This is a genomic window from Micromonospora sp. NBRC 110037 (genome assembly GCF_001652995.1).
Classification (GTDB): domain Bacteria; phylum Actinomycetota; class Actinomycetes; order Mycobacteriales; family Micromonosporaceae; genus Micromonospora; species Micromonospora chalcea.
In genome coordinates this window covers 1,152,390-1,173,674 of the sequence record NZ_BBVA01000002.1, presented here as the reverse complement: position 1 = coordinate 1,173,674, position 21,285 = coordinate 1,152,390, and the positions used below count along the sequence as shown (strand labels likewise).

Genomic DNA, 21,285 nt, shown 5'->3' with positions numbered 1-21,285 from the left:
TCTGCAGGCTCAGGAGCCGACCGAATGCTAAGCCGACAATCAACCACAAAAAGGGCGAATCAGGCAGACGTCGCCCGTTCGTCGACGGTCAGGCGGGAAGCTGGGCCGCCGCCGCCAGCAGCGCCACGAGAGCCAGCACGGCGAGCGCGCCGGCGGCACGCGCCCGGGCCAGGGCGACCCCGCCGAGCACCGCCCAGGCCGGCACCGTGAACAGCAGGTTCACCGCCGACCAGACCGGCGCGGCCTGCGCCAGCGCCAGCAGCCCGAGCGCCGGCACCAGCGCCCAGGCGGTACAGATCGCGGCCGGGTACCGCAGCGGGAGGCTGAACAGGGCCAGCCCGGCCAGCACGCCGCCGAGCGCGACGACGCCGAACAGCTCTCCGGGCGTGGCCGCCAGCACGGTGGCGCCGGGCCACGCGCCAGACGCCAGGCGCCCGCCGTCACGCACGCCGACGGCGAGCAGCGCGGCGACCGGCAGCAGCCCGACGGCCACTGCGGCCAGCCACCGGACGGTGTCCCGGCGGCGGAACGCCAGCACGACCCAGCCGTGCGCGGCGAGCAGCAGCAACGCCACCGGCTGGCACAGACCGAGCAGCAGCACCGCGCCCGCGTAGGGCACGAGCCGCCGCGGGCGCGGCCGGTCGAGCGCGGACGCCAGCAGCCAGGTGGCGAGCACGGCGGCGAACACCGCCAGGGCGTACGGCTGTGCCTGCTGCGCGTACCGGATCGAGGTCGGCAGCGCCGCGAAGATCAGGCCGGCCAGCAGGCCGGCGGCGGGCGTGGCGATCCGGGTGGCGAGCGCGCCGACGAGCGCCGCGGCCCCGACCATGGCCAGCAGTGACGGTACGCGCAGCGCGAGGTCCGTCGCGCCGAACAGCTCCGCCCAGCCGCGCAGGAGCAGGTGGTACGGCCCGAGCGCGATGTCGTCGCCGGTGAGCCCGATCCCCTGCCAGGGCGACGTCGCCGCCCGGCGGGCCGCCGACTCCCCGGCGCTCGGACCCGCTGTCGCGATCCGGGTCGCGCCGAGCGCGCCGGTCAGGACCGCGGGCAGCAGCCACGCCGCGATCCGCCACCGGGTCACGGCGGCGGTCGCGGCGCGGGCGGTGGAGCGGCGCGGACGGTCCTCGCCCCAGGGGTCCTCGACCGCGGCGTCCCCGATCCGGGGCAGGACCATGGTGTCCGCGTCCATCATCGTGACTCACGCATCCCTGTGGGTGCCGGCGACCGGGATCCAGCCGGGGCTGGATGACATCCTGGAGCCTACTGAGCCAAAATCGACATAACGCCAATATGGGTTGAAAGGGTCCGCCGTCCGCCCCGTGGACGACCGGCGGATCCCGTTCAGCGGAGGTCGGTGGTCGTCCAGCGGGGCGAGGCGGCGGTGATCTCGACGGTGTCGCCGGTCAGCGTGGTCCGCGCCTGGACGTCGCGCCGGGCGCTCGTACCCACCCAGACGTCGACCTCCCCGGGCTCCACCACGCGGGTGAGCGTGCGGTCGGTGAAGGCCAGCCGCGTGGTCGGCACGCTCAGCTCGACGGTGACCGAGGCCCCCGGCTCCAGACGCACCCGCCGGTAGCCGAGCAGCTGCGCCACCGGCCGGGTCACCGAGGCGACCAGGTCCCGGCCGTAGAGCTGCACCACGTCGTCACCGGCGACCGCGCCGGTGTTCGTGACCCGCACCGACACCCGCAGCGCCCCGTCGGCCGGCACCTCGGCCGGCACGGTCAGGTCGGTGTACGCGAACGTGGTGTAGGACAGCCCGTGACCGAACGGCGCCACCGGCGTCGCCGGCAGGTTGGTGCCGTTCGTGCCCGCCCCCAGCTCCGGGTGCAGGTACGAGTACGGCTGCGCGCCGGCCGAGCCGGGCAGGGTGACCGGCAGCCGGCCGGACGGGTTGACCCGCCCGGAGAGCACACCCGCGATCGCCCCGGCGCCCTCCTCGCCCGGGAAGAACGTCTGCAGCACCGCCGCGCACCGGGTCAGCGCCCAGCCCAGCGCGTACGGCCGGCCGGTCAGCAGCACCAGGACGACCGGGGTGCCGGTGTCCAGCACCGCCTCGACGAGCTGGCGCTGCACGCCGGGCAGCTCCAGGTCGTCCCGGTCGCAGCCCTCCCCGACCGTGCCGCGGCCGAACAGGCTGGCGTGGTCGCCGACCACGAGGACCGCCACGTCGGCGGCGGACGCGACGGCGACCGCCTCGTCGAAGCCGGACCGGTCCGCCGAGTCCACCTCGCAGCCGGCCGCGAAGGTGACCCGGTCGGCGCCGAACTCGGCGCGCACCGCCTCCAGGACGGTCGGCACCTCGAAGCCGGTCTCCACGCCCGGGTGATGGGCCAGCACGTGGTTGAGGAAGGAATAGCAGCCGAACAACGCGCCCTGCCGGTCGGCGTTCGGGCCGACCACCGCCACCCGGCGGCCCGCCGGCAGCGGGAGCACGCCCTCGTTGGCGACCAGGACGATCGACTCCTCGGCGAGCCGGCGCGCGATCGACCGGTGCTCCGGCGAGTCGAGGTCCACGGCACCCGGCGGCTCGTCGGCGAACGTGGCGTCGAGCAGCCCGAGTTCCTGCTTCTGGCGCAGCACGCGCAACACCGCCCGGTCGACCAGCGCCTCGTCGACAGTGCCGGCCCGCACCGACTCGGTCAGCGTCAGGAAGGCGTCGCCGGTGGGCAACTCGATGTCCAGGCCCGCGGCCAGCGCCTGCGCCGCCGCGTCCGCGTGGTCGGCCGCGACGTGGTGCAGCAGGTTGAGGAAGGCGACGCCGTAGTAGTCGGCCACCACGGTGCCGTCGAACCCCCACCGGTCCCGCAGCAGGTCGGTGAGCATGGTCGGGTCGGCGGCGACCGGCACGCCGTCGATCTCGGCGTACGAGTGCATGACGCTGCGCGCGTCGCCGTCGCGGATCGCCATCTCGAACGGCGGCAGCAGCACGTCGGCGAGTTCCCGGGGACCGGCGTGCACCGGGCCGAAGTTGCGCCCGGCCCGCGAGGCGGAGTAGCCGGCGAAGTGCTTCAGCGTCGCGAGCACGCCCTGCGACTGCAGTCCCCGCACGTACGAGGTGCCGATGGTGCCCACGAGGTAGGGATCCTCGGCGATGCACTCGTCGACCCGGCCCCAGCGCGGGTCCCGGATCACGTCCAGCACCGGGGACAGTCCCTGGTGGATGCCGAGCGCGCGCATCGAGGCCCCGATCGCCGCCGCCATCTCGGTGACCAGCTCGGGGTCGAACGCGGCGCCCCAGGCAAGCGGCGTCGGGAAGGTGGCCGCCTTCCAGGCCGACAGGCCGGTCAGGCACTCCTCGTGCACGATGGCCGGGATGCCCAGCCGGGTACCGGTCACCAGGTCCCGCTGGAACTTCCACAGCCAGGCCGCGCGGGCCGCGGAATCGACCGGGCGGGTGCCGTAGGGACGGGTGAGGTGACCCAGCCCGTGCCGGGCGAAGTCTTCGAGCCGGCCGCTGTCGGCGAACTCGCCCTGCAGGGGCGCGACCGCCTCACCGTCCTCCTTCTCCCAGAACCCGACGAGCTGCGCGATCTTCTCCTCGGTCGTCATGCGAGCGAGCAGTTCCCGTACGCGCGTCTCGGCGTCGTGCCCGTCCGACCGGTCGTGGTCCGAATCTGCCTGGGCCGGTACCGGCCCGTCCACCACCGCGTGGACCCCTGTCATGGTGTGCCTTTCCATTGGTTGTGCTGGTGCTGCTGCCGCTCAGCCCTTGACCGCGCCCTGGAGCCCGCCCACGATCTGCTTCTCCGCGAGGGTGAAGAACAGCAGCGCCGGCAGCATCGCCAGTGAGGTGAAGGCGAGGACGCCCGCGGTGTCGGTGGTGTACTGGCTGGAGAAGTTCTGCACGCCCAGCGGCAGGGTGTGCAGGTTGACGTCCCCGAGGACGAGCAGCGGCAGGAGGAACGCGTTCCAGCTCGCCACGAACGCGAGGATACCGACGGTGACGATCGCGGGCCGCGACAGCGGCAGCACGATCCGCCAGAGGAAGCCGAGCCGGCCGGCGCCGTCGATGGCGGCCGCGTCCTCCAGCTCCCGCGGGATGGCCGACAGGAACGGCCGCAGGATGACGATCGTCAGCGGCAGCGAGAAGGCGACCTGCGGAAGGATCACCGCGTAGTAGGAGTTGATCAGGCTCAGGTCACGCAGCAGGAGGTACAGCGGCAGGATCGCCGCGCCGGCCGGGAAGAGCAGACCGAGCGTGAAGAACGTGTAGAGCCATTCACGCCCCCGGAACGAGTACCGGGCGAGCACGAACGCGGCGGCCATGCCGAGCACCACCACGCCGAGCGTGGTGCCCAGAGCGATCACCGCGCTGTTGAACGCCTGCCGCCAGAAGTCGCTCTGCGTGAGCACCCGGTAGTAGTTGTCCCAGACCCACGGGTCGGGCAGGCCGGCCGGGTCGTTCACGATCTGCGGCGTGGTCCGGAAGCCACCGACGATGACGTACACGACGGGGGCGATCGACACGGCCGCGACCGCGAGCGCGATCGCGTACGTCAGCGGCGAGCTCCACTGCACCGGACGGCGCCCGGGCGAAGGGGCGGGTACGGAGTTCACGGCCACTGTCACTTCCCCTTCCGGGTGATGGCGCCCTCGATGTCACGGCTGAGCAGGAACCGCTGGAACAGCAGCGCCGCGACGAACGAGATGGCGAACAGGATCACGGCGACCGCGTTGCCGTAGCCCCACAGCCGGGCGAAGAAGCCGTTGTCCACCATGTACGTCGCCATGGTGGCCGAGGCGCCGAGCGACCGCACCGCGGGCACGGAGGTCACCCAGACCATGTCGAAGACCTGCAACGAGCCGATCATCGACAGGAACATCCAGATCCGGATGGTCGGGCCGAGCAGTGGCAACGTGACGTGACGCTGGATCTGCCACCAGCTCGCGCCGTCGATCTCGGCGGCCTCGTTCAGCTCGGGCGGCACGTTCGACAGGCCGGCGAGCAGCAGGATGATGGCGAAGCCGACGTACTTCCAGGTGAGCACGAACAGCAGGGTCCAGATGACCACGTCGAGGTCGGCCAGCCACGCCTGCACCAGCCCGCCCAGCCCGACCGACCGCAGCAGCGCGTCGAGCGTGCCGCCGTCGGTCAGGATCAGCTTCCACATGATGCCGACGGTGACCTCGGCGAGCACGTACGGCACGAAGACCAGCAGGCGGAACGCGGAGCGCCCGCGGAAGCGGCGGTTGAGCAGCAGGGCGATGCCGAGCGCGACGGGCCCCTGGATGAGCAGCGACCCGAAGACGATGATGGCGTTGTTGCGCAGCGCGTCGAGGAAGATCGGGTCCTGGAACGCGAGCGTGTAGTTACGGAAGCCGACGTACTCGGTGGGCGGCCCGACCCCGCGCCAGCGGAACAGGCTGTAGTAGAACGCGAAGCCCATCGGCACCAGCACGAACAGCACGTAGATGAGGACCGCCGGCGTCGTCAGGCCGATGATCTCGTACCACTTGCGGCGGGTCTCGGCGCGGCGTGAGGCGGCTCGTGCGCCGGGCCGGAGGCCCGCCGGCGGCGCGAGAGCGCCGTCGGCGGGCGTACGGGTCTGCGATGCGGACGTCACTTGCTTGCGGCCGCCTTCATGGCCGAGACGACCTTCTCAGGTGTCCCGTTGCCGGCGAAGATCGCGACGATCGCGTCGTTCATCGCGGTGCCGACGGTGCTGCCGAAGGCCGTGTCCAGCCAGAGCTGCACGTAGGTGGCCGAGGAGGTGGCCTCCAGGATGGACTTCAGCGCCGGGTCGGTGACGCCGTCGGCGGCGCCCTTGGCGACCGGCAGGCCGGTGCCGGTGGCGGCGTAGCCCTTCTGCACCTCGGGGCTGACGATGTACTTGAGGAACTCGACGCACTCGGCCGGGGCGTTCTTCGAGCAGGCGAAGCCGTCGCCGCCGCCGAGGGCCGCCTTCGGGTCACCGGCGGAGCCGGAGATCGCCGGCACCGGGAACCAGCCCAGGAACTTGCCCAGGGCCGCCTTGTCCGTGGCGACGGTGTCCAGGGTGCCACGGTTCCAGTCGCCCATCAGTTCCATCGCGGCCTTGCCGTTGGCGAGCAGACCGTTGGCGCTGGTCGGGTCGTTCTGGCCCGGCGTGGCGATGAAGTTGTTCTGGAACGGCTTGGTGTCGATGAAGCTCTTCAGGTCCTGGCCGGCCTTGACGAAACACGGGTCGTCGAAGGTCCGGTCCTTGGTCGCCTTCTTCAGCGTGTCGACCGAGCAGGCCCGCAGCGCGAAGTTGTACCACCAGTGCGCGGCCGGCCACTTGTCCCCGGCGCCCAGGGCGATCGGGATGACGTTGATGGCCTTGAGCTTGGTGACCGCGGCGTTGAGTTCCTCGAAGGTGGTCGGCGGCGCCGTGATGCCCGCCTTCGCGAACATGTCCTTGTTGTACCAGATGCCTTCGATGCCCATCCGGAACGGCAGGCCGTACTGCTTGCCCTCCACCTGCCAGATCTCGGAGGCGCTGCCGATGTCGGCGACCTCGCTCTTCACCTGGTCGGTGATGTCCTTGAGGTAGTCGGCCTCGACCTGCTCGCGCATCTCGCCGCCACCCCACGCCTGGAAGATGTCCGGCGGGTCGTTGCTCAGCAGCGCGGCGGGCAGCCGGGTGCGCTGGAGCTGGTTCGTCTCGATCGCCTCGATCTCGATCTTGACGGTCGGGTGGGCCGCGGAGAAGTCCTTGGCGACCTTCTCCCAGTACGTCTTGCCGGGCCCGTCCTGCGAGGCGTTGTGCCACCAGGTCAGCGTCACCGGGTTCTTGTACAGCTCGCTCTCGGCGGCCTTGTCGTCGTCGCCACCTCCACTGCACGCGGAGGCCAGCAGAGCGCTTGTCACAAACAGTGCCAGGACGGCGCCAGCACGGCGCTTCATCGCCATAGATGTCTCCTCGACCACTTAGTCGGGTTACCTGCCGGGGAGTTTTACAGGGCCGTAACGTGAAGTCAATCGGTATCGATAACGTTTTCGAAAACGTCTTCGATCACCCCGGGAAGGCCCTCTATCATCGTCGGCGTGGTGTTCCCGCAGCGCGTCAAGATGTCAGACGTGGCCCGTACAGCCGGCGTCTCGGTGGCAACCGTATCGAAAGTTGTCAATGGTCGGTACGGCGTCGCACAGGCCACCGTCGAGCGCGTCCAGCAGGTCATCCACGAACTCGGATACGAGGCCAGCCTGGGGGCGCAGAGCCTGCGCAGCCACCGGACGAACGTGCTGGGCATCCTGGTCGCCGAGTTCGAGCCGTTCTCCACCGAGCTGCTCAAGGGCGCCTCCCGCGAGGTCGCCGGCAGCGGCTACCAACTGCTCGCCTACTCCAGCGGGGACGGCAAGGGCGCGGCCATAGGGTGGGAGCGGCGCTCGCTGGCACGCCTGTCCGGCACGCTCATCGACGGCGCGGTGATCGTGACGCCGACGGTGGTCGAGACCAAGCACGGTTTCCACGTGGTGGCCGTCGACCCGCACACCGGCCCGTCCGGCCTGCCCACTGTCGACTCCGACAACTTCGCCGGCGCGGTGCTGGCCACCGACTACCTGCTGTCGCTCGGGCACCGCCGGATCGCGCACATCAGCGGCCGCCCCGACCTGGAGTCGGCCCGCCTGCGCGAGGCCGGGTTCCGCAAGGCGATGGCCGACGCGGGCACGCCGGTGGACGAGCGGCTGGTGCGGGTGGGCGGCTTCCGCACCGAGAGCGCCGCCAGCACGGCCGCCGAACTGCTCGCCCTCCCCGACCGGCCGACCGCGATCTTCGCCGGCAACGACCTCTCCGCCATCTCCACCGTGGACGTCGCCCGCGACCTCGGCCTGCGCGTACCGGACGACCTGTCGGTCATCGGCTTCGACAACATCCCCGAGTCGGCGCTGGTCGACCCGCCGCTCACCACGATCCGGCAGCCGCTGCAACGCATGGGCGCCGAGTCACTGCGCCTGCTGATCGACCTGATCGCCGGCGTCGAGCGGGAGACCCACATCCAGCTCCCCACCGAGCTGGTCGTGCGGGCCTCCTGCGCGCCCCTGCGCTGATACGCCCCGCTCCTACCGAACGGCGATTGACGGGCGGCTATCGAGGTCCGTAAGGTTTCGGGCTACTTCCGGAAGACTCCCCGGAAGTTTCGGAAGCCGCACCGCCCGCCCGGGCACCCGCCGCTCCGTTCCACGTCGCGGCGGCCCCGGCACCGCCACCGCCGGCCCTCGGGCCGAGCGCACCTGCCCGGAAGGAACGAGATGAAGCTGAGACGCTGGCTCGCCGCCGGCGCGGTCGCCGTCGTGACCGCCACCGCCCTCAACGTCGTCCCCGCGACGGCGGGACGCCCGTACGACCCGGCCGCGCAGAGCCTGCGCGAGCTGGCCAAGCGCCACGGCCTGTACGTGGGCACCGCAGTGGACATGGCGGCCCTCAACGACGCCGCCGAGCCGCGGTACCGCGAGCTGGCCGCGTCCGAGTTCTCCACCGTCACCGCCGAGAACGTGATGAAGTGGGAGAGCCTGGAGCCCACCCGCGGCACCTACAACTGGGGTCCGGCCGACGAGCTGATCGAGTTCGCCCGCAAGAACAACCAGCGGGTCCGGGGCCACGTGCTGGTCTGGCACAACCAGCTGCCGGCGTGGCTGACCAGCGGCGTCGCGGACGGCTCGATCAGCAAGGCCGAGCTGCGCCAGATCCTGCGCAACCACATCACCGCGGTGGTCACCCACTTCAAGGGCAAGATCTGGCAGTGGGACGTGGTGAACGAGGCGGTCAGCGACCCCTGGGACACCCCGTCCACCCTGCACTACAAGGGGTTCTGGGCGCAGAACCTCGGGCCCGGCTACCTCGCCGACGCGTTCCGCTGGGCCCGCGCCGCCGACCCGAAGGCGCTGCTGTTCTACAACGACTACAACATCGAGGCGTTCGGCTCCGGCAACCCGGCCGACGACAAGACGCAGTTCGTCTACAACATGGTCCGTGACCTGCGGGCCAAGGGCGTGCCGATCGACGGCGTGGGCGCGCAGGGCCACCTGGGCACCCAGTACGGCAACTTCAGCACGCTCCAGGTGGTCGCGGCCCTGCGCAAGTTCGCCGGGCTCGGGCTGGCCACGGCGCTCACCGAGGTGGACGTGCGCAGCCAGATCACCGACGGGGTGGAGGCCGGCGACTCCGCCGAGATCAACCCGCGCCTGCAGGCGTCCGCGGCGGGCTTCAGCGTGCTGATGCAGGCGTGCCTGGCCGAGCGGCACTGCCTGTCGTTCACGCTCTGGGGTTTCACCGACAAGCACTCCTGGGTGCCCGGCGCGTTCTCCGACCCGCCGGAGGGCCTGGCCACCGTGTACGACGAGAACTACCAGCCCAAGCTCGCCTACCACGAACTCAAGGCAGACCTGATGTTCTCCGGTCCGCCCTACGTGCTGCCGCGCATCCCGCAGCACCCGCGCCGCTGACTGTCGCGCGCAGGGGCCGGCCTTCGGGCCGGCCCCTGTGTCGCGGTACGCCACGGGATCACGCTCACGCCGCCCGGCGGCGGCCCAGTTCCGACTCCAGCCGTCCGATGAGCGTCTTGCGGGCCTTGCCGCGTCGTTCCCGGCGCAGCGCCGCGTCGAGCTGACGGGTGTCGAGGTCGCGCACGAGCTTGACCGCCTCGGTCACCGGCAGCTCGGTCATCTGCTCCGCGGCAGTGGCGTCCCGGCGGGCCCGCTTCGCCGGGCCGGTGTTCGGCACGTACTGGCGGCCGGAGCGCGACGCGCGACGCTTGCGCGTGTCGGTGTCGCGCCGCTGCTCCTCCGACAGCTCCTTCCACGCCTGTTCGGGCAGGTAACGACGGGTCTCGCCGCCGTTGCGGGCGCGCGTGTCACCGCTGCGGGTCTGCCACTTCTCGCCGCCCCAGCGCTGCAGCGAGCGCTGCCGTGCGTCCTTCGGTCCCTCGAATCCCCCGCCGGCCTTCTTGTACTCGTTCGTCAGCAGCTGCGACTTGCGGGCCGACCACTGCCCCGGCCGTCCGCCCTTGTCGGAGGCGCGGATCTCGGCCTTGAGGCGCTCGCGCAGTTCCGGCTCGGTGTACTTCGCCATGACGCAGCGTTACCCGCGCCGGCGGCGGCCATGCCGGTCAGCCGGGTCCCGGCCGGTAGACCAGATCCATCGTGTCGGTGCGGCCGGACCAGTCCAGCCGCAGCCGCCAGCACCCGGCGGCCGGCAGGTCGACGATGGACGGCCCGGGCCCGCCGGTCACCTCGCGGACGACCGGGGCGCCCGTCCCGTCCCGGGTCGCGGTGATCACCAGAGGCGTCCGCGGCGCCGGCTCGGACCGGCCTTCCTCGGGACGCGCCACCCAGAGGATCTTGTTGTTCGCACCGTCGCCCCGGGCGTGCACGAGCGGGTACGCGAACAGGATCGCCACGATGTCGCCCCGGGCGCCGAAGACGTGCCGCATCCGGGTGTCGCCGGTGAACCCGGCGTCCGCCCAGTCCGGCAGCCGGCCGGTCTCCACCCGTTCGGCGCAGGCCGCCGGCGCGGCCGGCTCGGTGGCCGCCGGCGCCGAGGTCACCGGCGCTCCGGCCGGGACCGTGGCCGGACCGGAGCACCCGGCCAGCAGCAGGACCGGCACCAGCAGGACTCTTCTCGCAACGAACATCGCGGCCTCCCCGTCGACGGCTCTCGTCAACAGGACACCGGCCGGGGCCGCCGGGTTCCCGTCGCTCACCGGAGCGAGGCCGCGACGTCCAGCGCCTGCTCACGGGTGAGGTCGCCCTCCAGCCGGTAACTCAGCCCGCCCTGCTCCCAGATGAGCGTGGCCGCGGACAACCGCGCGGTGGCGACCCGTTCCGTGCCCGACCGGTCCACGTACGCCAGCGCGTGCGGACCGCCGACCCAGATCGCGAACTCGCCACCCACCTGGGTGAGCGTCACGTCCGCGCCGAGGGACCGCTTGTGGAACACGATGTCGAGCGAGCCGTCGAAGGCGTCCAGCCGTACCGTGCCGCCCCGGTAGAGCAGGCTGACCACCCGGTGGCCGCCGGCGCCGTCCGGGTCGGCCACCAGCACCCGTTCCGGCGCGCCCAGGCGGGACGGCACCCGGATCGGGAAGCGGACCTGGCGTTGCGCCTCGGCGAGGGCGACGTGCCGCTGCGCGGGCAGTGGCGAGGGCGTGCCGGTCGGCGGCGGGGCGGGCGCGGAGTCGATGACGACGCCGGAGAACCGCAGCAGCCCGGTCACCGCGTCGGCGAGCGCGGCGCGGCCCGGCGGCAGCGCCACCACGAGCAGCGCGGCGAGCACGGTGGCCAGCACGTACCGCCGGCGGCGGCGCGGCGCGGGCGCGTCGAGCCGGGCGCGGACCCGCGCGGTGACGTCGGGCGTCCGCGCCGGCTCCAGCCAGCCGGTCAGGTCACGCAGCTCCCGCTCCAGGTCATCCACGGTGCGCCACCTCCCGGTCCAGCAGGGCACGCAGCTTCGCCAGCGCCCGGTGGGTCCGCGACTTCACGGTGCCCCGGGGCAGCCCCAGCACCGTGGCCGTCTCGTCCTCGCCGAGGTCCAGCAGGTAGCGGCAGACGATCGCCTCGCGGTCGCGTACGGGCAGCAGCCGCAGCGCTTCGACCAGCGCGGCCCGGCGCTCGGCCGCCAGCACCGCGTCGAGCCCGTCGTCGGCGCCGCCGGCCACGACCGGTTCCGCCGCCGCCGCGCGCAGCGTCAGCCCGTCGCGCCGGCTGCGCGTCCGGTGCAGGTTCCGGGTCTCGTTGGCGACGATCGCGAGCAGCCAGGACCGGAACGACGCCTCGGCCCGGTAGCGGGACAGTTTCCGGTACGCCTTCACGAACGCCTCCTGGACCACGTCCTCGGCGTCCGGACCGGCGCCCAGCAGCACCGCCGTCCGGTACGCGGACGCGGTGTGCCGGGCGACCAGGGCGTCGTACGCCTCCCGGTCGCCGGCGCGTACGCGGGTGACGAGGTCGTCGTCGTCCAGGGCAGCCTCCGCCGTCGGTCCGCTTCCATGACACCGCCCGGGGCGGCCGGGTTCCATCAGGCGTTTGACCGGTGACCGTGCCGGAAAGAGTGGCGGGATGAGCTGGGCGAGAAGAGCCGTACCCGCAGCCGTCGCCGCCGTCGCCGCGCTGGCGGCGCGGGACCTGCTGCAACGCGACCACGCGCTGCGCCGCAACTTCCCGGTGCTGGGCCGGGCCCGGTACCTGATCGAGTCGATCGGACCGGAGCTGCGGCAGTACATCGTGGCCGGCAACGACGAGGAGCGGCCCTTCACCCGCGACCAGCGGCGCTGGGTGTACGCCTCGGCCAAGCAGGAGAACAACTACTTCGGGTTCGGCACCGACAACGACATCGAGCACACCTCCGGCTATCCGATCATCAAGCACCGCACGTTCGGCCGGGCGGTGCCGCCGTCGGCGCCGACCGCCGGGCACGACGTGACGCTGCCCTGCGCCAAGGTGCTCGGGGCGGCGCGCGGCCGGGCGCGGGCGTTCCGCCCGGAGTCGGTGGTGAACGTCTCCGGGATGAGCTTCGGCTCGCTGTCCGCCAACGCGGTGGAGGCGCTCAACCGGGGCGCGGCGCTGGCCGGCTGTCTGCAGAACACCGGCGAGGGCGGGCTGTCGCCGTACCACCGCATGGGCGGTGAGCTGGTCTTCCAGCTCGGCACCGCGTACTTCGGCTGCCGCGACGAGCAGGGCCGGTTCAGCCTGCCGCGGCTCAAGGACCTGGTGGCGTCGGCGCCGGTACGCGCGCTGGAGATCAAGCTCAGCCAGGGCGCCAAGCCGAGCCTCGGCGGCCTGCTGCCGGCGGCGAAGGTCTCCGCCGAGATCGCCGCCACCCGGGGCGTCCCGGCCGGTCAGGACTGCGTCAGCCCGTCCCGGCACGCCGAGTTCTCCGACTGCGACAGCCTGCTCGACTGGGTGGAGCTGCTCGCCGCCGAGACCGGCCTGCCGGTCGGCATCAAGTCCGCCGTCGGCGACCTCGGGTTCTGGGAGGATCTGGCCACGCTGATGCGCGACACCGGGCGCGGCGTTGACTTCGTGACCGTCGACGGGGGCGAGGGCGGCACCGGGGCCGCGCCGCTGATCTTCAGCGACTCGGTCTCGCTGCCGTTCCAGCAGGGCTTCTCCCGGGTCTACCGCACGTTCGCCGAACGCGACCTGCACGAGAAGGTGGTGTTCGTCGGCGCCGGCAAGCTCGGCCTGCCCGACAACGCCGTGGTGGCGTTCGCGCTCGGCGCCGACATGGTCAACGTCGGGCGGGAGGCGATGCTGGCGATCGGCTGCATCCAGGCACAGAAGTGCCACACCGACACCTGCCCGACCGGCGTCGCCACGCAGAACGCGTGGCTGGCCCGGGGTCTGGACCCGGCCCGCAAGTCGGTACGGGCCGCGAACTACATCCGTACGCTGCGCCGCGACCTGGTCAAGGTGGCCGAGGCGTGCGGCGTCGAGCATCCCGGGCTGATCGGCACCGACGCGGTGGAGATCCTCGACGGCCGCACCTCGTCGATCCCGCTGGACCGGGCGTTCGGCTACCGGCCGGAGTGGGGGATGCCGTCGGCAGCGGACCGGGCGGAGATCGTGCGGCTGATGACCGCCGAGGCGCCGCAGGGCGGCAGCGCGCCGCCCTCCCCCACCGCCGTCGGCTAGCCGGTTCCCTCGCCGGTGCGGTGCCGCCCCCGGCGGCGCGGCGGGCGCGGGCGGAGCACGATCGGCGCCACCACCAGGACCGCCGCCGCGCCGAGCAGTCCCCAGGGGTGGCGGCTGGTCTCGACCACGAAGGCGACCGGCCGTTCCGGCAGGTCGACGCGGCCGTGGAGTTCGTGTGCCCCGAGCACGGCGACGTCCACCGGCACCGGGATCTCGTACGTCCGGACCTGCCCGGCGCCGATGGTGCCCAGGGGCGGGGCGGCGACGATGGTGTGCGCCCGTCCGGGCCGGCCGAGCAGCAGCGTGAACGGCGGGTCGACCACGTCGGCCGGGCCGGGGTTGCGCAGCGCGACGCGTACGGTGAGCGTCTCGGGCAGCCCGAACCATTCCCGCAGCGGGCGGCGGCCGGCGACGCGCAGCTCGTCGAGGTGCAGTCGCGGCGTGGCGGCCGGCGCGGGCGCCGGGGCGGCGGTCACGCCCCGGACCGGCAGCGCGGCGGTGGCCTGGACGGCGCCGGTCAGCGCATGCGCGCGCAGCACGCAGGGACAGGCGACGGGTGGCGCCGCCAGCGCGATCGGCGCCGCCGTCGTGCCCGCCGGCACCTGGACGGTGGTGGCCTGCTCGTTGGCGCAGTCGAGCGCGCCCCGGCGGGCGTCGTTACCGCAGACCGTGAGGTGGACCGGGCCGGCCGGCCAGCCGCGCAGCGTGACGGTGACCCGCTGCCCGACAGTCAGCGGGCCGGACGACACGACGACAGCGGGCCGCGGCGGCGCGGAGGCCGCAGTGGACGACGGCGCGGGCGGGGCGGAGACGGCGGCGCCGTCCCGGGTGGACGGCGGTGCCGGGACCGGCACGGCCAGCGCGAGGATCGCGGCGGCGGCCGGCAGGACCGGGGTCACCGGGCACCGGCCGCCGTGCCGCCCGCCGGGGGTTCGGCCGTTCCCGCGACGGGGGCCCGGGACGCATCCGCCGGCCCGCCGGGAGCGGCCGAGGGCTCGGACACCGACGCCGGCCCGGCGGGTGCAACCGTCGCCGGAGGCTCGGACACCGGCGCCGGCCCGGGCGTGGTGGAGGGCGCGGCCGAGGTGGGGCGGCGTCGACGACGGCGCGGGTGGAGGAGCCAGGCTCCCGCGGCCGCCGGAGCGGCGATCAGCAGCCAGGGCGGCGCCCACACGCTCGCGGTGCGCCGCACCGGGGGCAGCGCGGTGTCGACGGTGGTGGGTGCGAGGTCCACTGTCGCGGTCAGCCGCAGCGCGGGCGGCACCCCGGTGACCCGCTCGGTGACGGTGAACTCGGCGCCGGGCAGCAGCTCCGGCAGGTCGACCGGGCTGGTCCGGGACAGCGTCCAGCCACCCGGGCCGTCGACGACCACCGCGCCGGTGCCGCCGACGCGGACGTTGCCGCTGTTGCGGATCCGGTAGGTGACCGTGAGGTCGGCGCGTCCGATCGGGTTGAGCGGGGTGTCGTAGTCGACGCGTACCGTTTCGACGGTCACGGCGGGGCGGACCTCGCCGGCCACGCGGAGGTAGACCCGGGCGGCGATCCGCTGGTCGAGGCGGACCCGCTGCCCGTCGGCGGTGACGCCGTCCTGGGCGACCGCGGCGATCACGCCACCGGTGTGGTCGCCCGGCGTGGCGTCGCGCGGCACGGTGAGGCGGAACGGGATGTCCGCGCGCCGGCCGGGCTGGACGGTCCAGTTCCGCCGCTCGACGCCGATCCAGGCGCCGACGTCGGTGGCGGCCCGGTCGGAGGGCAGCAGCGCGAAGGCGCCGTCGGTGGTGGTGTACGCGTCGGTGCCGTACACCGCGAAGGTGAGCGGCCGGTCACCGAGGTTGGTCACCCCGACGTGGTCGGTGATCGTGGCGCCCGGCGCCAGGTCGTAGGTGAAGTAGTTGCGCCCGGTCGGCCCGCCGGGCCCGGACGGCTGGACCGCCCACCGGGCGGCGCCGGAGTCGGCGGACGGCGCCGGCCGGGGGGCCGCCTCGCCGCGCGACGGTGACCCGAGCAGCACCGCGAGCAGCACGGCGGCGAGCGCGGCGCCGATCCGGGCGGCCGGGGTGCGGGTGGAGGGCGTGAGGAGGGGCATTCCGTGCTCCGCTGCGAGGTGGTCGCCGGACGGACGCCGCTGGTGGGGCACGGGCGACGTGCCCGCGCCCCACCAGGGCCGACCCGGTCGGTGAATCAGGAGAGGGTCAGGGTGAGCGTGGCGACGTAGTCGCCCGCCGCGGCGGATGCCGGCACACCGAGGTTGAGCTCGGCGCCGCAGGCGAAGACGCCGTTGCTGGTCCCGGCGCCGGCCGTGCACAGCGCACGGGCCTCGCCGAGACCGGCGCCGGGAGCGGCCACCGCGCCCGGGGTGACGGCGCCGGTGGTGCCGCCCAGCGGGTCGTCCACCACGTTCGCGGTCGGCGCCCAGCCGAGGTAGTTCCCGGCGATGACGCCACCGGCGGCGGAGGTGAAGTCGGACACCTGTCCGACCAGGCTCCAGCCGGTGCCGGCACCGCGCAGGTCGGCCACCGTGGCGGTGTTCAGCGGCGCCCGGGCGTACTCGCCCTTGCCGACCGGCGGCAGGGCGACGTTCGCACCGGCCACGCTCAGGCTGAGCGGGCCGCCGGTCACCGTGCTGGTGATCCGCTGCTGGGCCGAGTTCCCACCCGCGCCGGTACGGGTGAAGGTGATCGGCGTGAACGTGTCCTGGCGGCGGTCGGCCGAGCCGCGGGCGGCGAAGGTGATGACGTAGCACTGCACCTCGGTGCAGTCCACCTCGTCGCCGTTGCGGTCGGTGTAGACGGCGCTGATCGGCAGCGTCGTGGTGAAGCTGCCGTCGGCGGCCATCCGGTCCCGGGCGTCGGTCGGCTCGTTTGTCTTGTTGACCCACTTGGTGACCTGGAGGACGCCGGCGTTGGCCCAGTGCTCGTCGACCTTCGGTCCGAACGAGACGTAGATGCCGGCCCCGTTGTTGAAGTCCGGGTCGAAGCCGGTGCCGCGTACGGTGACAGTCGCGCCGGCGGGGTCGAGGCCCTGGGCCGGGTCGACGGTCACCGCCGGGGTCGCGGGCGCGGTGCCGCCTGCCGTGGTGAACGTGAACGACACCGGGTCCAGCGCCTCACCGGCGGCGTAGAAGCCGTTGAACGCGCCGGCTCCCACGCTGGTGAGCGCCGCGGCGAGGTTGCTGCCGGTCACCGTGTTCCCGCTGGTGGCGGGAGCGCCGGTGAGGGTGGCGATGGTGGCCTGCTTCACCGAGACCGGCTCGGTCATCGTGGTGGCCAGGTCGACGTCCGCCTTCAGCGAGGCGGTGCCGCCGGAGACGGCGACAGTCGGGTTGGCCAGCGTGATGGTCAGCAGGTGCGCCGGGTACGAGAACACCACGGTGCCGCCGTACGTGGCGTTCGTCGTACCGGTGGCGGCGTCGTGCGTACCGCCGGTCGACGGGAACGTGAACGTGCCGTCGGCGTTGACGGTGGCGCCGTTGCTGACAGCGATCGGCGGGTCCCCGTTGCCGGCCTTGACGTAGTTGCGGAAGCTGGCCTTGAAACCCCAGGTCAGGCTGCCGCTTGCGATCTCGGCCTCGGCCGCCGAGGCGGGTCCGGCGCCCACGAGCGCACTCGACACGCCGAGGGCGAGCACCGCCGCCCAGCGCATCGACCGGAGGGCTCCGGCTCTGGATCTGAACATGCTGTTCCTCTCGGGAGGGGAAGCGAAGGCATTAGGTTAGGCAAACCTAAGATGATCGGGTGATCCACGAAGCGTCCCAAGATCTTCAGCCGAACGGACCCCTTGCCACCTGCGCGTTCGCCACTTAGGTTAGCCAAACCTAAGTATCCGCTCGGCCGGCACGTCCGGCCGGACCTGTCGTGTGAGGAGCCCGATGCGAGCACGGCGCCGCACCATCTGGACCACCGTTCTGCTCACCGCCGCCGTCGTCGCCACGCCCGCGCCGGCCCACGCCGGCACCGCCACCGGCAGCGGCGGCCAGAAGCTCACCGTCACCCCGAGCACCGGCCTGAGCCGCTCCGGCGCCACCGTGTCCGTCTCCGGGCGCGGCTACGACGTCGACAAGGGCATCTACGTCGCGTACTGCGTCGACAACGGACCGGGCGTGGCGGCCACCCCGTGCGGCGGCGGCGCCGACACCACCGGCAGCCTCGGCGCCTCGCAGTGGATCTCGTCGAACCCGCCCGCCTACGCCGAGGGCCTGCCCGAGCCGTACGGCCCCGGCGGCTCCTTCTCGGTGACGGTCAAGGTGACCCCCACCATCGGCGACGTCGACTGCACCGTCCGGCGGTGCGCGGTCGTCACCCGCGCCGACCACACCCGGGCCTCCGACCGGTCCCAGGACGTACGGGTGCCGGTCACGTTCGCCGCCGGCGCCACGAGCGCCCCGCCGAAGGCCGGCCCGGCGCCGAAGGCGACCACGCCCGCCGCCACGCCCCGGACCACCACCGGACAGGACGCGCCGGCCCCGGCCGCCTCCGGCAACCCGCCGGCCGCAGCGGGGGCGGCAGGGGTGACGGGCGCCGCGCCCGGGGCCGGGGCGCCGTCGCAGGCCGCGGCCTCCGACCTCCACGTCACGCGGGTCAGCGACACCTCCGGGGCCGGACGCGGATGGACCGTCGGGGTGGTGGCCGCCGCGCTGGCCCTGGTCGTCCTGCTCGGCCTCGGCCGGTGGCGGCGCCGTCGCGGTGCCGGCCGGTGAGCCGCCCGCACCGGCGACCGGGCCGGGGACCACTCGTCGCGCTGCTCGCGGTGACCCTGGCGGCGACCGGCTGCGCCGCGCCGGGCCGATCGGGTACGCCGTCCGCCGCCGGCTGCGGCCCGGTCACCGCGACAGTGGACGACGCCGACGTCGAGCCGGTCCGCCCGGCGCCCACGCCCGCGCTGCCGGCCACCGTACGCTCCGGCGACGGCACGACGGTGACCGTCGACGACGTCAGCCGCATCCTCCCGGTGAACCTGCACGGCTCGATCGCCGAGATCGTCTTCGGCCTCGGCCTGGGCGGCAACGTCATCGGGCGGGACACCTCGACCACGTTCCCCGCCGCCGCGCACCTGCCGGTGGTCACCCCGGGCGGGCACGACCTCTCCGCCGAGGCGGTGCTCGACCTCGACCCCAGCGTCGTGCTCGTCGACGACGGCGTCGGGCCGCCCGAGGTGCTGCGCCAGCTCCGCGCCGCCGGCATCCCGGTCGTGCGGGTACCTGCCGAGCCGACGCTCGACGGCGTACCGGCGCACATCCGCGCGATCGCGGCGGCGCTCGGCGTGCCCGAGGCCGGAGAACGGCTGGTGACCCGCGTGCGGAGCGAGATCGCCGAGGCCCGGCGTACCGCCCCGGCGGGCCGCGCGCCACGGATCGCGTTCCTCTACCTGCGCGGCACCGCCGGGGTCTACCTGATCGGCGGCCGGGGCGCCGGGTCCGACGCGATGATCGAGGCGGTCGGCGGCGTCGACGCCGGCAGCGCCGCCGGGCTGTCCAAGTTCCGTCCGCTGACCAGCGAGGGCCTCATCAACGCCGCGCCCGACGTGATCCTGGTGATGAGCGCCGGGCTCGCCTCCGTCGGCGGCGTCGACGGTCTGGTGAAGCTGCCCGGCGTGGCGCAGACGCCGGCCGGGGCGAACCGGCGCGTCGTCGACATGGCCGACGGCACGCTGCTCACCTTCGGCGTCCGCTCCGGCCGGGTCGTCCAGGCCCTGGCCCGCGCCGTCTACTCGTGCGAGGACCCGTCGTGACCACGCTACGGAAGCGGCCCGCACCCGCCGCCCCGGCGCCAGTCACCGGCGCGCCCCGGTCGCCCGGCCGGCGGGGCGCCGTCCTGGTGGCCGGGCTCGGCGCCGCCCTCGTGCTCGTTGCCCTGCTGGCCGCCGGGCGCGGCCAGGTGGCGATCTCCCCCGCCGAGGTGCTCGGCTCCGTGCTGCACCGCCTCGGGCTGGACCTCGGTCCGCTGCCGTCGGCGGCGCAGGGCGAGAACGCGCTCTGGATCGTCCGCTTCCCCCGGGTGCTGCTGGCGGCCGTCGTCGGCGCCGCCCTCGGCTGCGCCGGCGCGGTCATGCAGGGCGTCTTCGGCAACCCGCTCGCCGAGCCCGGCGTCATCGGGGTGTCGGCCGGCGCCGCCGTCGGCGCCGCCCTGGCCATCGTCACCGGCGTCACCGTCCTGGGCGGATGGACCGTGCCGCTCGCCGCCTTCGCCGGCGGCCTCGCCACCACCTACCTGGTGTACGCGCTGGCCCGCGCCGGCGGCCGGACCGAGGTGGTGACGCTGGTGCTGACCGGCGTCGCGGTCAACGCGGTCGCCGGCTCGGTGATCGGGCTGCTCATGTTCGTCACCGACCAGTCCGGCGTGCAGGCCATCGCGTTCTGGAACCTCGGCAGCCTCGCCCAGGCCAGTTGGACGGCCGTCGGTCTCGCCGCGCCGTGCCTGCTCGTCGGCCTCGCCGTCGCCTGCGCCGACGCGCGCCGGCTCGACCTGCTCGCGCTCGGCGAACCCGCCGCCCGGCACCTCGGCGTGAACACCGAACGCCTGCGGCTGCGGCTGATCGTCGTCACCGCGCTGCTCGGCGCCGCCGCTGTCGCGTTCACCGGCATCATCAGCTTCGTCGGACTGGTCGTGCCGCACCTGATCCGGATGGTCGCCGGACCGGGCCACCGGGTGCTGCTGGTCGCCAGCGCGCTCGGCGGGGCCGTCGTGGTGATCGGCGCCGACCTCGCGGCGCGTACCCTCGTCGAACACCAGGAGCTGCCCCTCGGCGTGCTCACCGCGGTCATCGGCGGCCCGGCGTTCTTCTGGCTGCTGCGCCGCACCCGCGACCGGGCCGGAGGCTGGGGATGAGCCTTCCGCGTACACCGCGCCGGTTCGCCGCCGCCCGTCCGCCGCGCCCGGCGCCCGCCGGGCACGTCCGGATCCGGGTGGCCGGGCTGCGCGTCGAACGCGCCGGCCGGACCGTGCTCGACGGGATCGACCTTCAGGTACGCGCCGGCGAGGTGCACGCCCTGGTCGGGCCGAACGGCGCCGGGAAGTCGACGCTGCTCGGCGCGATCAGCGGTGACGTGCCGGCCGCCGCCGGCCGGATCGAGGTCGACGGGCTGCCCCGCGAGTCGTGGAGCCCGGTGGAGCTGGCCTGGCGCCGCGCCGTCCTCGCCCAGCGCAACACGCTCAGCTTCCCGTTCACCGTCGGGGAGGTGGTGCGGATGGGCCGGGCGCCGTGGGCCGGGCGGCCGGAGCGGGACCAGGACGACGCCGTCGTCGCCGACGTGCTCGAACGCTGCGACGTCGCCCGCTTCGCGGCCCGGCCGTACCCCGCGCTGTCCGGCGGCGAGCAGGCCCGCGCCGCGCTGGCCCGGGTCCTGGCGCAGCGGGCCACCACGCTGCTGCTCGACGAGCCGACCGCCGCGCTCGACCTGCGGCACCAGGAACTGGTCATGCACATCGCCCGGGAGCGGGCCCGCGCCGGGGACGCCGTGGTCGTGGTGCTGCACGACCTGACGCTGACCGGGGCGTACGCGGACACCGTGACCCTGCTCGGCGACGGTCGCGTCCGCGCCGCCGGGGCGCCGCGCGACGTGCTGACCGCCCCGCTGCTCAGCGGGGTCTACCGGTACGACATCGACGTCGTCCCCCACCCGCGTGACGGGCTGCCGCTGATCGTGCCCCGACGCGGCCGGCCCGCAAGACCGTCAGCCGACGAGGAGAGATAGC

General features: G+C 73.9%; 19 protein-coding genes. 7 read left to right on the top strand and 12 right to left on the bottom strand.

What is annotated here, in order from left to right:
• Positions 1-88 precede the first annotated feature (88 nt).
• The 5 genes from A4R25_RS04250 to A4R25_RS04230 all read right to left on the bottom strand — a co-directional run bounded on the left by A4R25_RS04250 (position 89) and on the right by A4R25_RS04230 (position 6,832).
• Positions 89-1,192 (bottom strand): glycosyltransferase family 39 protein, encoded by a 1,104-nt coding sequence (locus A4R25_RS04250; RefSeq protein WP_064445670.1) that lies wholly within the window; start codon positions 1,190-1,192, stop codon positions 89-91.
• A gap of 149 nt (positions 1,193-1,341) precedes the next feature.
• Positions 1,342-3,666 carry a glycoside hydrolase family 3 N-terminal domain-containing protein gene (locus tag A4R25_RS04245; RefSeq protein WP_043323415.1) on the bottom strand — a complete coding sequence of 775 codons (2,325 nt, stop codon included), beginning with the start codon at positions 3,664-3,666 and terminating at the stop codon, positions 1,342-1,344.
• A 39-nt stretch (positions 3,667-3,705) separates the two neighbouring features.
• Positions 3,706-4,572 (bottom strand): carbohydrate ABC transporter permease, encoded by an 867-nt coding sequence (locus tag A4R25_RS04240; RefSeq protein ID WP_043323413.1) that lies wholly within the window; start codon positions 4,570-4,572, stop codon positions 3,706-3,708.
• The gene (locus tag A4R25_RS04235) at positions 4,569-5,567 is read right to left on the bottom strand and encodes a carbohydrate ABC transporter permease (RefSeq protein ID WP_043323411.1); all 999 of its coding nucleotides are present in this window, start codon (positions 5,565-5,567) and stop codon (positions 4,569-4,571) included. Before A4R25_RS04235 ends, A4R25_RS04240 begins: the two co-directional genes overlap by 4 nt.
• The gene (locus tag A4R25_RS04230) at positions 5,564-6,832 is read right to left on the bottom strand and encodes an ABC transporter substrate-binding protein (RefSeq protein ID WP_223201002.1); all 1,269 of its coding nucleotides are present in this window, start codon (positions 6,830-6,832) and stop codon (positions 5,564-5,566) included. Before A4R25_RS04230 ends, A4R25_RS04235 begins: the two co-directional genes overlap by 4 nt.
• Before the next feature lie 177 nt (positions 6,833-7,009).
• Between A4R25_RS04230 and A4R25_RS04225 the strand changes: the two genes are divergently transcribed.
• Both A4R25_RS04225 and A4R25_RS04220 read left to right on the top strand, forming a co-directional pair.
• Positions 7,010-8,014 carry a LacI family DNA-binding transcriptional regulator gene (locus A4R25_RS04225; protein WP_043323408.1) on the top strand — a complete coding sequence of 335 codons (1,005 nt, stop codon included), beginning with the start codon at positions 7,010-7,012 and terminating at the stop codon, positions 8,012-8,014.
• Positions 8,015-8,215: 201 nt separating this feature from the next.
• Positions 8,216-9,409 carry an endo-1,4-beta-xylanase gene (locus A4R25_RS04220; RefSeq protein ID WP_043323406.1) on the top strand — a complete coding sequence of 398 codons (1,194 nt, stop codon included), beginning with the start codon at positions 8,216-8,218 and terminating at the stop codon, positions 9,407-9,409.
• Between the two features lie 64 nt (positions 9,410-9,473).
• Here A4R25_RS04220 and A4R25_RS04215 read toward each other — a convergent pair whose 3' ends face one another.
• The 4 genes from A4R25_RS04215 to A4R25_RS04200 all read right to left on the bottom strand — a co-directional run bounded on the left by A4R25_RS04215 (position 9,474) and on the right by A4R25_RS04200 (position 11,979).
• Positions 9,474-10,034 (bottom strand): DUF5872 domain-containing protein, encoded by a 561-nt coding sequence (locus A4R25_RS04215; RefSeq protein WP_043323404.1) that lies wholly within the window; start codon positions 10,032-10,034, stop codon positions 9,474-9,476.
• A 37-nt stretch (positions 10,035-10,071) separates the two neighbouring features.
• A complete protein-coding gene (locus tag A4R25_RS04210; RefSeq protein WP_064446466.1) occupies positions 10,072-10,596 on the bottom strand; it encodes a hypothetical protein in 525 nt (174 codons plus the stop codon).
• Between the two features lie 65 nt (positions 10,597-10,661).
• Positions 10,662-11,375: a hypothetical protein gene (locus tag A4R25_RS04205; RefSeq protein WP_064445669.1), complete on the bottom strand. Its 714-nt coding sequence runs from the start codon at positions 11,373-11,375 to the stop codon at positions 10,662-10,664.
• Positions 11,368-11,979, bottom strand: a complete 612-nt coding sequence (locus A4R25_RS04200; protein WP_064445668.1) for an RNA polymerase sigma factor — start codon at positions 11,977-11,979, stop codon at positions 11,368-11,370. Before A4R25_RS04200 ends, A4R25_RS04205 begins: the two co-directional genes overlap by 8 nt.
• 40 nt (positions 11,980-12,019) lie before the next feature.
• On the opposite strand from A4R25_RS04200, the gene A4R25_RS04195 reads away from it, so the two are divergent.
• On the top strand, positions 12,020-13,594 hold the full coding sequence (locus A4R25_RS04195; RefSeq protein ID WP_064445667.1) for an FMN-binding glutamate synthase family protein: 1,575 nt from the start codon (positions 12,020-12,022) through the stop codon (positions 13,592-13,594).
• Here A4R25_RS04195 and A4R25_RS04190 read toward each other — a convergent pair.
• The 3 genes from A4R25_RS04190 to A4R25_RS04180 all read right to left on the bottom strand — a co-directional run bounded on the left by A4R25_RS04190 (position 13,591) and on the right by A4R25_RS04180 (position 17,269).
• On the bottom strand, positions 13,591-14,493 hold the full coding sequence (locus tag A4R25_RS04190; protein WP_064445666.1) for a hypothetical protein: 903 nt from the start codon (positions 14,491-14,493) through the stop codon (positions 13,591-13,593). The genes A4R25_RS04195 and A4R25_RS04190 overlap by 4 nt on opposite strands.
• Complete coding sequence (locus A4R25_RS04185) at positions 14,490-15,680, bottom strand: WxL protein peptidoglycan domain-containing protein (protein WP_064445665.1); 1,191 nt, start codon at positions 15,678-15,680, stop codon at positions 14,490-14,492. The genes A4R25_RS04190 and A4R25_RS04185 overlap by 4 nt, the downstream gene beginning before the upstream one ends.
• A gap of 95 nt (positions 15,681-15,775) precedes the next feature.
• Entirely contained in the window at positions 15,776-17,269 is a 1,494-nt protein-coding gene (locus tag A4R25_RS04180) for an HtaA domain-containing protein (protein WP_064445664.1), read from the bottom strand.
• Between the two features lie 193 nt (positions 17,270-17,462).
• Here A4R25_RS04180 and A4R25_RS04175 point away from each other — a divergent pair, with 193 nt between their 5' ends.
• Genes A4R25_RS04175 through A4R25_RS31695 form a run of 4 tightly spaced genes read left to right on the top strand, consistent with a single transcriptional unit; the run spans position 17,463 to position 21,284 of the window.
• Complete coding sequence (locus A4R25_RS04175; RefSeq protein WP_064445663.1) at positions 17,463-18,290, top strand: neocarzinostatin apoprotein domain-containing protein; 828 nt, start codon at positions 17,463-17,465, stop codon at positions 18,288-18,290.
• Positions 18,287-19,321 (top strand): hemin ABC transporter substrate-binding protein, encoded by a 1,035-nt coding sequence (locus A4R25_RS04170; RefSeq protein ID WP_231915425.1) that lies wholly within the window; start codon positions 18,287-18,289, stop codon positions 19,319-19,321. Before A4R25_RS04175 ends, A4R25_RS04170 begins: the two co-directional genes overlap by 4 nt.
• Entirely contained in the window at positions 19,318-20,418 is a 1,101-nt protein-coding gene (locus tag A4R25_RS04165) for an iron ABC transporter permease (protein WP_043323395.1), read from the top strand. Before A4R25_RS04170 ends, A4R25_RS04165 begins: the two co-directional genes overlap by 4 nt.
• The gene (locus tag A4R25_RS31695) at positions 20,415-21,284 is read left to right on the top strand and encodes a heme ABC transporter ATP-binding protein (RefSeq protein ID WP_064445662.1); all 870 of its coding nucleotides are present in this window, start codon (positions 20,415-20,417) and stop codon (positions 21,282-21,284) included. Before A4R25_RS04165 ends, A4R25_RS31695 begins: the two co-directional genes overlap by 4 nt.
• Position 21,285: the final 1 nt, after the last annotated feature.

Excerpts from the sequence above, each read along its gene's own strand:
- A4R25_RS04250 (WP_064445670.1), bottom strand. The coding sequence starts at position 1,192 with ATGATGGACGCGGACACCATGGTCCTGCCCCGGATCGGGGACGCCGCG.
- A4R25_RS04245 (WP_043323415.1), bottom strand. The coding sequence starts at position 3,666 with ATGACAGGGGTCCACGCGGTGGTGGACGGGCCGGTACCGGCCCAGGCA.
- A4R25_RS04220 (WP_043323406.1), top strand. The coding sequence starts at position 8,216 with ATGAAGCTGAGACGCTGGCTCGCCGCCGGCGCGGTCGCCGTCGTGACC.
- A4R25_RS04215 (WP_043323404.1), bottom strand. The coding sequence starts at position 10,034 with ATGGCGAAGTACACCGAGCCGGAACTGCGCGAGCGCCTCAAGGCCGAG.
- A4R25_RS04210 (WP_064446466.1), bottom strand. The coding sequence starts at position 10,596 with ATGTTCGTTGCGAGAAGAGTCCTGCTGGTGCCGGTCCTGCTGCTGGCC.
- A4R25_RS04200 (WP_064445668.1), bottom strand. The coding sequence starts at position 11,979 with ATGGAACCCGGCCGCCCCGGGCGGTGTCATGGAAGCGGACCGACGGCG.
- A4R25_RS04195 (WP_064445667.1), top strand. The coding sequence starts at position 12,020 with ATGAGCTGGGCGAGAAGAGCCGTACCCGCAGCCGTCGCCGCCGTCGCC.
- A4R25_RS04185 (WP_064445665.1), bottom strand. The coding sequence starts at position 15,680 with ATGCCCCTCCTCACGCCCTCCACCCGCACCCCGGCCGCCCGGATCGGC.
- A4R25_RS04180 (WP_064445664.1), bottom strand. The coding sequence starts at position 17,269 with ATGTTCAGATCCAGAGCCGGAGCCCTCCGGTCGATGCGCTGGGCGGCG.
- A4R25_RS04175 (WP_064445663.1), top strand. The coding sequence starts at position 17,463 with ATGCGAGCACGGCGCCGCACCATCTGGACCACCGTTCTGCTCACCGCC.
- A4R25_RS31695 (WP_064445662.1), top strand. The coding sequence starts at position 20,415 with ATGAGCCTTCCGCGTACACCGCGCCGGTTCGCCGCCGCCCGTCCGCCG.